Source organism: Siminovitchia terrae (assembly GCF_003605405.2).
Lineage (GTDB): Bacteria > Bacillota > Bacilli > Bacillales > Bacillaceae_C > Siminovitchia > Siminovitchia terrae.
Genome location: NZ_QYTW02000021.1, coordinates 84,710 through 94,251, shown reverse-complemented (window position 1 = coordinate 94,251; position 9,542 = coordinate 84,710). Strand labels below are relative to the sequence as shown.

The window sequence follows — 9,542 nt, the reverse complement described above, 5'->3', positions numbered from 1 at the left end:
TCGTTTAGATTTAGCCATTAGAAATACCTCCCATTCATTTATTGTATTCTACCAATAAAAAAAACCAAACAGCGAAGCAAGAGCCGTACGCTCTCTCACTTACACGGTTAAGTTTACACTCCCGGCCTACATATTTGATTTGTCCACAAACTAGCTAAGAGAAGGATTGCCCCCCCTCTCTGTGCTTCTAACTTATGCAGTTGAGACAGGGTACAGCATCATTCTGACTCCCTTTTAGGATTGATCCCTGAAACTAGTTTTATAGATTTAATTTCTCTTTAACCTCTTTAGACAAATCATCAGCTTCAATCACCTCAGGATCTCCGGTATATCCCTCGATACTTCTAGGTACTCGTAACAGCGTTCCTATTTCGTATGGTTCTTCAACATAAAAATATACAACCTTTTCGTTCCCATTCCCTTCGAATCCTTTTATGTTATAAACATATTGCCCCTCATTATTAGTTTGTTCTGGTTCTTCATCAATTTGGACATAATAATCTTTTTCAATTATCACTTCTTTTTTACCACAACCGACTAACATAAAAGTCGCTAGACAACTAAATATCGCGAAAGCTTTAATCATTTTCATGCTTACTCCTCCTCGTATTTATAAACTTCTTCGATAATGAAATGCTATATGTTAGTAGCTACTGCTAAAAACCAGATTTCCGCTGTTCGTAGCCTTTTTATAGAAACAGATAAAAACCAATTCCAAATAAATCGGGAAAAACCTCTGACTCAGCCATAATCCAAAGCGACCCTTACAACATAATCAAATGTTCCCTGTTCGGGGACAAGGTAGTTATCATTTGTGTAATGTTAATCAGAACAATCCCTACTAAGGCAAAGTCGCGCAAGAAATCTAATTCATCTATTCGTTTCATACATTTTCACTCCATCTATCCAACAGCCTAAAAAACAGGATGGAAAGAGGATGTTAAGAATCCTCTTTCAGTAGTTGTACGTATTAATTTACTAATTTGTTTAAATAGCTCCGTCGGATGATGAAAAAACTTATAACAAACAGCAGTAAAAATATACCTACTCCGATCGCTGTCATTTGGGAGAATGTTGATGAAATATAGCTATGCATACCAAACATCGCTACAAATAAGACAATAGCTGCGATGGTAAACGGGGCGAAAATTAAAGTCGCCAGCTCCTTCGTTACAACAGAGGATAGTTCTTTCAAAGAAAGACCGATTTTTCGAATACCCGCATATTTTTCCTTTTCTCCTGCAAGTGATGTTTGCAGGTAGAAATAAAGAATACTCATTGCTGCGCTCATAAAGATCAAACTCAACATAAATCCGATGAAGAACATGATACTCTTCACAAATTTTTCCGCATCATATAAATCAATTTTAGAAGCTGTTAAGTGAAGATCAGGCTCCGTTTGAATCCGTGATAAAACGGCTTCAGCCACTTCTACCTTTTCTGTCCACTGATCTACCTCATAGGCAAACACTTTATAAACGGGATAATCAATTGTTTCGTATACTTCATCTGGAACAATAAAATACGCATTTCGTAGACCTGTTGATAAAATATTCTTTTCTTCCAGACCGGCATACTGAAGCTCACCAAATGGGTAATCCTGGGTGGTTTCAGTATTTGGCTGTACACCTGTATTACCGGCTGCAACATAATACTCGTTGTCCTTAAGGGTGATCGGCTTATGCAAACCAAGTGCATTATAATTCGAAACGGACATAAAGCCAATCCAATGCTCATCATCAGCTTTAAAGGCTGAATAATCGACAGTAACCTTCCCTTCTTTGCCTAATGTCTCTTCAATAAACGCAATATCTTCCTTCTCGGCCTCCGATGTATTTTTAGGAAGGGAGACATATTGGAAGCTGTAAGGATATGCGGCCTCAGCATTTTTCTTCACATTATAGTAGGAGCTGTATAGAACGCTTGTACATACAAAAACACCAAGCAGTAAAATCGTTAAAAGGTACATAATATGCGCATGGGAACGTCCTTTTGCCTTTAAGTTGGAAACAAACAGCATATTCGTTTTTTGAAAATATGATGGTCTTTTCTGCAATAGACCAATGGCCAACAGCACACCTTGAGTAACTACGAAATAAAGGGTTAATAATAGGCTGACAAATAAAGCAATATAGCCAAGCGTTTCAAAAGACGCTATCCAACTCATTTCCTTGATGATTGACACGAATAAAGAGGCACTGACAATCGTGGATAGCACTAATTTCAATGGCGCTGATGTAATAAGCTTTTCCTGAGTCACATCTGATTTTAGGAGCTGTACGATTTCTTCTTTTTTAATAAAGCGTGTCATCCATTTGGATACGACAATAAATAAAATAACAAATAAAACAACCGTTAACATGATGGCTTGCATAGGTACATACATACCAAAGCTATCCGCACGTAATATTTTTTTAGCCACCATTAAAAATAACGGTGCGATGATCAGTCCGAGTGCAATCGCTGTGACAATGGCTGCCCCGGCAACAAGCATATTTTCTCTAAAAACCATTTTGCGAATTTGCTTTAGGGAAGCACCTGTCATCATAAATACGCCAAGTGTTTTGGTCTTCTTCTTTAAAAAAGCAAATAGCGAATAAATGATAAAGACAAACGAGAAAATATAAATAAAAAAGCTGGCAAGCAGCATTGTGATTCCCAGTGTGCTTGTGGTATCAATTTCTGTCATCATCGGATGGAAAGCTGTTGTTGAAAAAAGGAAAAAGATGAGAATGGAGAACACACTGCTTAAAAAGTAAGAAATATACGTCGATTTATCTCGTAAAATATTTTGAACGACAATATGATTAAAACTCATGTCGACCACCACCTAAAAATGTGAGAGTATCCATAATTTCTTGGTAAAATTGCTGCTTGATTTCACCTCGATGTATCTCATTAAAAAGCACTCCGTCTTTTATAAAGATGACTCGCTGCGCAAAACTGGCAACATAAGCATCATGCGTCACCATTAATATGGCTGTGTTAAAAGACTCATTAATGGATTCAAACAACCCCATTACACTATTGACCGCTTTTGAATCCAAATTTCCGGTTGGCTCATCCGCTAATAATAAACTAGGTTCATGAATAACCGCTCTTGCAATCGCCACGCGTTGCTTCTGCCCACCTGAAATTTCAAATGTACGCTTTTGTAAAATCTCTCCGATCCCTAAAAAATCGACAATTTTTATTAAACGCTCTCTCATTTCTTTCTCATCTATGGAATCAAGTGTCAGCGGCAATAAAATATTCTCTTCAACTGTTAATGTATGAACCAAGTTAAAATCTTGAAAAACAAAACCAAGTTCTGATCGTCTAAATTTCGCCAGTTCATCATCATTTAACTCATATGGGTTTTTAGAATTAATCGTAATGACTCCATTAGTAGGCTGATCAATTGTGGAGATACAATTAAGAAATGTTGTTTTTCCACTGCCAGATGGTCCCATTACAGCAACAAATTCATTTTCCTTTAAATGAAAGTCGATCCCTTTTAATGCCTTAAATGTGATTTCTCCTGTATATTCCTTTTGAAGTTGCTTTACGTTTAAAATTGTATTTGCCATGTGCGATCCACTCCTTTGTTTCTTTCGCTGATTTTAGTATAACCGCCCTCTCCTGCTCCCAAAAATCTTTGAACATGACAGCAAGATGACAAAATTGTCATCTTCAAAAACGGCTGCTTTCATTGGCAGCTGTGTCGAGGGAATAAAGGTCGCTTTTGAAATAAAACAACCTTCTATCTAAATAAATGATAGAAGGTCTCTAAGCGAGGGAAATAAATGACTGCATCGCTGCGTAGCCCCTTCCAGACACACTCCAGAAGGGGCTATCGAATAAGTCCATTAAAAAAAACCGGGCAAGACTGCCCAGTTTAAATGAAGTGGAAATTGAGAAGAAATAAGGTAAAAATACAACAAATGAAAATCAAGAGTAATTGTGCTATTTTCCCGAATAGCTTACTGTTTTTAAAATGCTTAAATATGAAGCAGGCACACACCACAGTCATGATAGGGAGTAACCAATTGATCCACACATGTATGCGCATGGGCGATAATGGTTGAAATGGATTGGACGTATAGCGACTCAGTAGGATGGTGCTGTTCACTGCAACTAAAAGTCCCACACCGGATAATAATGGTGCCGCCCAATGCAAGCCCACCTTCTCTTTCTTCTTAAACTTTCTTATTCCCCACCTAACGACGAAAACGATTGAGTAGAGGATAAACGTCATCACACTAATCAAAATGATGACTAGATTTACACCCACACGTTCCTTTAATTTTACAGGAAGATAATCACTAACCACCCCATGTGACATCCTGATAACATTCCCTTTATCATCCAATTCAAAAGCGATTCTGCTCGCATCTAAGCCTGATTTATCTAATAAAGTAAGCGTATCATCAGCACGTTCATAGAGCAATGGACTTGTTTCTATATAGTGAATCGGCTCAGGTGCCATCGTCGAAATAAAGTCGATTCCTCCTTGAGGATTTTGGTGAATGGTTACATCGCTATTGCTCAGAATCGGTAAAAGCTTTAAAAAGTTGGTGTACAGTCCCCTTGCCATTCGATAAGTACCTTGAACGGCCTCATCATTCTCACTTTTTGCCACTTGTTCAATCAATTCCTGCTTTCCAATTAATTCATCCATCAAATCAACTCTTAATCCGGTCATCTCATTTGCCACATTCATTAATAGCACATATCCAAACTTTTCTTCTGGAACAAGAGTCAACTGTGAGGTATACCCAATGACATTCCCACCATGCTCAAGTAAACGATAATTCCCCCTATATCGCTCCCAAAATCCATGAGCATTTCCTGGTAAGCGCTCATGAACCTGATATGTTTGTTCATGCATTTTTTTCAAAGTGATCGGTTGCTCGAATAATGAAGTGTCTTCTGAATCAAGCTGAGCGATCATAAATTGAACCATATCCGCTGCCGTCGTATTTAAAGAACCTGCGGGCGCGTCATTTACAAATGCCCAATCCACTGTCTCAAAGTGATCACCAATTTTTTGATAACTTTCTCCTTTAAAATCAGCTATTTCGGGAATTTCAAGATAGTTTGTTGCAAAGGTTGAGTGCGACATTCCAAGCCTTTCAATCATATTTTCCTGCATATAATTCGAATAGCTTTTTCCAGATACACGTTCCACAATGAATCCTGCCAACGAAGTACTATAGTTTGAATAAGCTGTAACTGTGCCTGGCTTAAATACTTGCTTTGGCTGATGGTATTCCTTTGATAGAAACTTCTCTAGTGGAATCACTTTTTCTGGATCTGTCGTTAGTAGCTGATCTGCTTTATCTTCGAATCCAACTGTATGATTCATTAAATCTAGCATCGTGATTTTATCTGGAAATGTGAGGTTCAGGTAGTCCTCAGGTAAGTATTTGCGAATATCAGCATTTAAATCCAGCTTTCCCTGCTCCACTAGCTGCATAACAGCACTCCATGTATATAGCTTCGAGACTGATCCTGCCTCGAAAACCGTTTTCTCCGGATCGACCGGTAAATCTTCCTCTATATCAGCAAGACCGTACCCCTTTAGTAAGAGAACTTCCCCATCCTTTACTATCGCAAGGGCTGCGCCAGGAATTTCCGTTCCAATATACTTCTCCATTATATGATCAACCGTCTCCTCAACTTGATCTACCTTTAAGCCTGAGGGAAGCTGTTTCGTTTCAGCAAAAGTTGCAAGTGGGAAAAGAAACAACCCCGCTATGAAAAACAGACATATAATCTTTTTCAATCCATACTCCTCCTTTTGTTTGCAAGCCTTTCTTGTTCTCTTATAGATTGGACGTTCTCTTCTTTGCAATCGTTCATAGGTTTCTAAAATACTAGAGGGACATTCAGGTGTAAGAAGCATTGGTAAAAAAGTGAGTCCTCCCTCGGCCCTCATAGGCGTAAGCCGTTTAACCGAATGAACCATGGAGGCCATTTTTTGCACCAATTCCAGGAAAGAGTGGTAATGACCCTTTAAAGTATATTCTTGGGTGTGGAAAATTTATTAATATCAAATGCGCCTTGGCGTATGTGCCCAGATTTTATTGAGCTCCGCTTGATAAATTTCCTCTGAAAACCTGTGGCATCCGTCGGAGGCTTTAACTTTATTCAGCCGGGGTTTGAACCCCCACTGAATGGAATACCAATAGGCATTCATCTCACCACTTACTGAAGTGGGAGACTTCTGCTGAATGAAGTTAAATTGACTCAACTTGAAATTCCCTAAAAAGTTTTAGTTAGACAACCTGTTGTTGATTTAACATGGAATGAATACAGAGCATCACTAGTTTAGGAATATATATCAAAAAACTTTGGACGTTTACCAGCCTGATAATGAACAAGATAAGCACTAACATACTACTCAGCAGTACAGTATTAAAAGATCCTTTTCCATGCGTTTTTGATCTGCGGGCTAGCGCAGCATATTTTCTAAGATCCATGGCATTTTCACGTGAGTTGTGGGTCATCTTTGGCTAAAAAACAATCTTTAATTCCCTGGAACGCAGATACTTGAGTGTTTCATATTTTGGATTGTTTTTCCTAGGAGTAAAAAAGACTCCCAACCAAAATCGGTTGAGAGCCTTGATATATATACGCCTTTAAGGCCGTAGTTATGTTCTTTGGGTAAGAGATTGACCTTTTATAGATGTTTATAACATTGATTTTACAATACTTCCTGAATCAATCTTGTCTATTTATATAGATTCTGCCCATATACTTCTTATTATAATTCAAATGCGCCTTGGCGTATTTGCGCACAGATTTTATCGAGCTTCGCTCGATAAATTACCTCTGAAAATCTGTGGCATCCGCCGGAGGCTTTAACTTTATTCAGCCGGGGTTTGAACCCCCACTGAATGGAATACTAATGGCATTCATCTCACCACTTATAGAAGTGGGAGGCTTCTGCTGAATGAAGTTAAATTAAACCCTGGCGAGTTCGCATTAAAAAAATAGCTCCTACTCATCCTCCGCGTAAATAGGCAATATGATTCGAATACTAGTGCCTTCATTTGGGATACTTTTAACTTGAATTGACCCATTATGAAGTTGTACCAATTGTTTGCTGATGGCCATACCAAGACCTGTTCCGTTGCCAGCATTACAAGTGTTTGTGCCGCGATAATAGCGTTGAAACAGCTTATTGACCGTTTCCTCATTCATGCCGATCCCATCATCGTCAATGTTGATAATGATTAGATGTTGTTCAATCAAAGAGATGGATACTGTAATGACAGTACCTGATGGATTATATTTAATAGCATTTGCGATTAGATTATCGATAATCCGTTGAAACCATTTTGGATCAATGGATACAGAAATGGTTTCATGATAAGGCTGGAAATTGAATTCCATCTCATTGTTCGCAGGATCATTAATAAAATGAATGATTGTTCGACGTATAAGTTCGTTGAGATCCACTTCTTCTTTGACTATAGGCAAAGCCCGATTTCTTAAACGATAAGTTAATGTTAAATCCTCCAGTAATTCCATCATATATGAAGACTTTTCGGAAATAACTTTGGCAAATGCTCTTGTTTCCTCTTCACTCCATGAATAGTTTTCAGATTCCAACATCTGTGAATAACCTGTAATAGAAGCAAGCGGAGTTTTTAAGTCATGAGAAATACCGATGATCCACTCTTCTCTCGTTTGAGTCATTTTCATCCGCTCCGACTCGTTTTGTTTCAAGATTTCTGTTAATTGATCAAGTGTGGTGATGAAGTCCTTATATAATCGGTATTTCCTTTTCAGTTGTCCCTTTCGATTTAACAAAATGGGGTGTTGATGGTGATCATACGGCTGTTCATATACGCCATCCCCCAGATTTTTTATCCATTTCATCATCATAATCAATGGAACTCCAAATTTGCGTGCATACCAAAATGTGCTTAATAATAACAAAAGGAATAATAGTATAAAAATGATTAAAAGACTGTGATTGATTATTTTATTAAAGCTTTTTTCTAAATTTGTATGTGAATTCGCATCGTATGTCCCCACGACAAGGAATTGCGAGGTCTCCTGATCAAAATAAGTTGCTGTTGAATCATGTTGATTTTGAGATAACAAAATGAGATCTTGTATGGAGTAATTAGTAGGCTGTTTCTGTGTCCTATATTCGTCTATTACTTTTCCGGTTGAATCAATTAATTGAATCCAACTATTTTCTTCATCGACCTCTTGTAAAGTCTTGTTGGATAGGCCAAGGCGATGATTTTTCAAATCAATCTCTGACTGTATCTCATTTAACATTTCTAAACTGGTATTCTTTTTGAGAAATAATAGGAAATACGGTTTTGAATACTCTTCATCCAAGCTCCAATACGAATATTCTGCTTGGTTTCCAAAAATCAATGAAGTAAGCTCATTTTTATCTATAGATCCGTGTTGAGCGGTATTATAGGAACCTATCACATCACCATTTTCTTTCAGAACAAGAAGTTGACCATCCTGATTTTTAACCAATTTTTTTAGTTGGTCGTCGAATGTTACTTTTTCATCTTTGATTGAAATTTTATTTGAAAAAAACAAGCTATCTGCATTAGATAAATCCTTCGTTACTTCGGAATTCGTTGTAGAAAATCCAATAGTGCCTAATATTGTTACTAAAATAAGGGATAACAAAATAAAAGCTAGCGTTATTTGTTTAAAAAATTGAAGAATAAACCGCTTAAGAATGTTCATAACTGCCGCTGCTCGGAACAAATTTGTATCCAAGCCCTCTAACTGTAATAATGTGGCATGGCTCGCTTGGGTTATCCTCGATTTTTTCACGAAGCTTCCTTATATGAACCATAACCGTATTGTCCTTCCCTAAAAACTCTTCTCCCCATACTTGTTCATAAAGCTGACTTTTACTAAACAACTGATTAGGATGCTTACAGAAAAACAGCAGTAGTTGGTATACTTGGGCAGGTAAATCTACCGTTTTTTCATTTACTTTGACTTCTCCAGAGAAAGTGTTTATATAGAGACTTCCATAGTGATAACTTGTTGGAGAGGTTGGATGCGTCGTATTTACTGTTTGCCTGCGTAAATGAGCCTTAATCCTTGCGACAACTTCCAATGGATTGAAAGGCTTTGTAATATAATCATCAGCCCCTAGAGCAAAACCTGAAAGTTTATCCAAATCTGTTGATCTTGCCGTTAGAAAAAAGATGGGAGCATCTGTCGTCTCTCTAATAAGCGGACAAATTTCAAAACCACTCCGGCTGGGGAGCATCACATCCAACAAGATTAAGTCATATCGCTTTGATCTACATAAGGCAAGTGCTTCCTCAGCCGTACCGGCAGTATCAATATATTTGAATGACTCCTTTTTTAAAATCGTCTTTAACATATGTATAATGGATTTTTCATCATCCACAATTAATAATTGTGCTTCTTGCATAAAGATCACCTACTCTCTTTATCTATTAGTTATCATATCACTTAGAAGAAACATGATTGAAGAATTAAGGAGATGTTAAGGTAAGGTTTCCTCTAACTTAAGGTAGGCAATTTATAATGATGTT

General features: G+C 37.6%; 8 protein-coding genes. All 8 read right to left on the bottom strand.

Annotated features, from left to right (window positions below):
- Positions 1-259 precede the first annotated feature (259 nt).
- Positions 260-592: a DUF1093 domain-containing protein gene (locus D5F11_RS18205; protein WP_120119414.1), complete on the bottom strand. Its 333-nt coding sequence runs from the start codon at positions 590-592 to the stop codon at positions 260-262.
- 172 nt (positions 593-764) lie between these two features.
- Positions 765-887 carry a hypothetical protein gene (locus D5F11_RS27855; RefSeq protein WP_280519810.1) on the bottom strand — a complete coding sequence of 41 codons (123 nt, stop codon included), beginning with the start codon at positions 885-887 and terminating at the stop codon, positions 765-767.
- Positions 888-970: 83 nt separating this feature from the next.
- On the bottom strand, positions 971-2,818 hold the full coding sequence (locus D5F11_RS18200; protein ID WP_120119413.1) for an FtsX-like permease family protein: 1,848 nt from the start codon (positions 2,816-2,818) through the stop codon (positions 971-973).
- Entirely contained in the window at positions 2,808-3,569 is a 762-nt protein-coding gene (locus D5F11_RS18195; RefSeq protein ID WP_120119412.1) for an ABC transporter ATP-binding protein, read from the bottom strand. The genes D5F11_RS18200 and D5F11_RS18195 overlap by 11 nt, the downstream gene beginning before the upstream one ends.
- A 308-nt stretch (positions 3,570-3,877) precedes the next feature.
- Positions 3,878-5,767 (bottom strand): serine hydrolase domain-containing protein, encoded by a 1,890-nt coding sequence (locus D5F11_RS18190; protein WP_185830772.1) that lies wholly within the window; start codon positions 5,765-5,767, stop codon positions 3,878-3,880.
- Between the two features lie 267 nt (positions 5,768-6,034).
- Positions 6,035-6,235, bottom strand: a complete 201-nt coding sequence (locus tag D5F11_RS18185) for a hypothetical protein (protein ID WP_126646625.1) — start codon at positions 6,233-6,235, stop codon at positions 6,035-6,037.
- A 749-nt stretch (positions 6,236-6,984) separates the two neighbouring features.
- A complete protein-coding gene (locus tag D5F11_RS18180; protein ID WP_120119410.1) occupies positions 6,985-8,712 on the bottom strand; it encodes a sensor histidine kinase in 1,728 nt (575 codons plus the stop codon).
- Positions 8,699-9,418: a response regulator transcription factor gene (locus tag D5F11_RS18175; RefSeq protein WP_120119409.1), complete on the bottom strand. Its 720-nt coding sequence runs from the start codon at positions 9,416-9,418 to the stop codon at positions 8,699-8,701. The genes D5F11_RS18180 and D5F11_RS18175 overlap by 14 nt, the downstream gene beginning before the upstream one ends.
- Positions 9,419-9,542 lie beyond the last annotated feature (124 nt).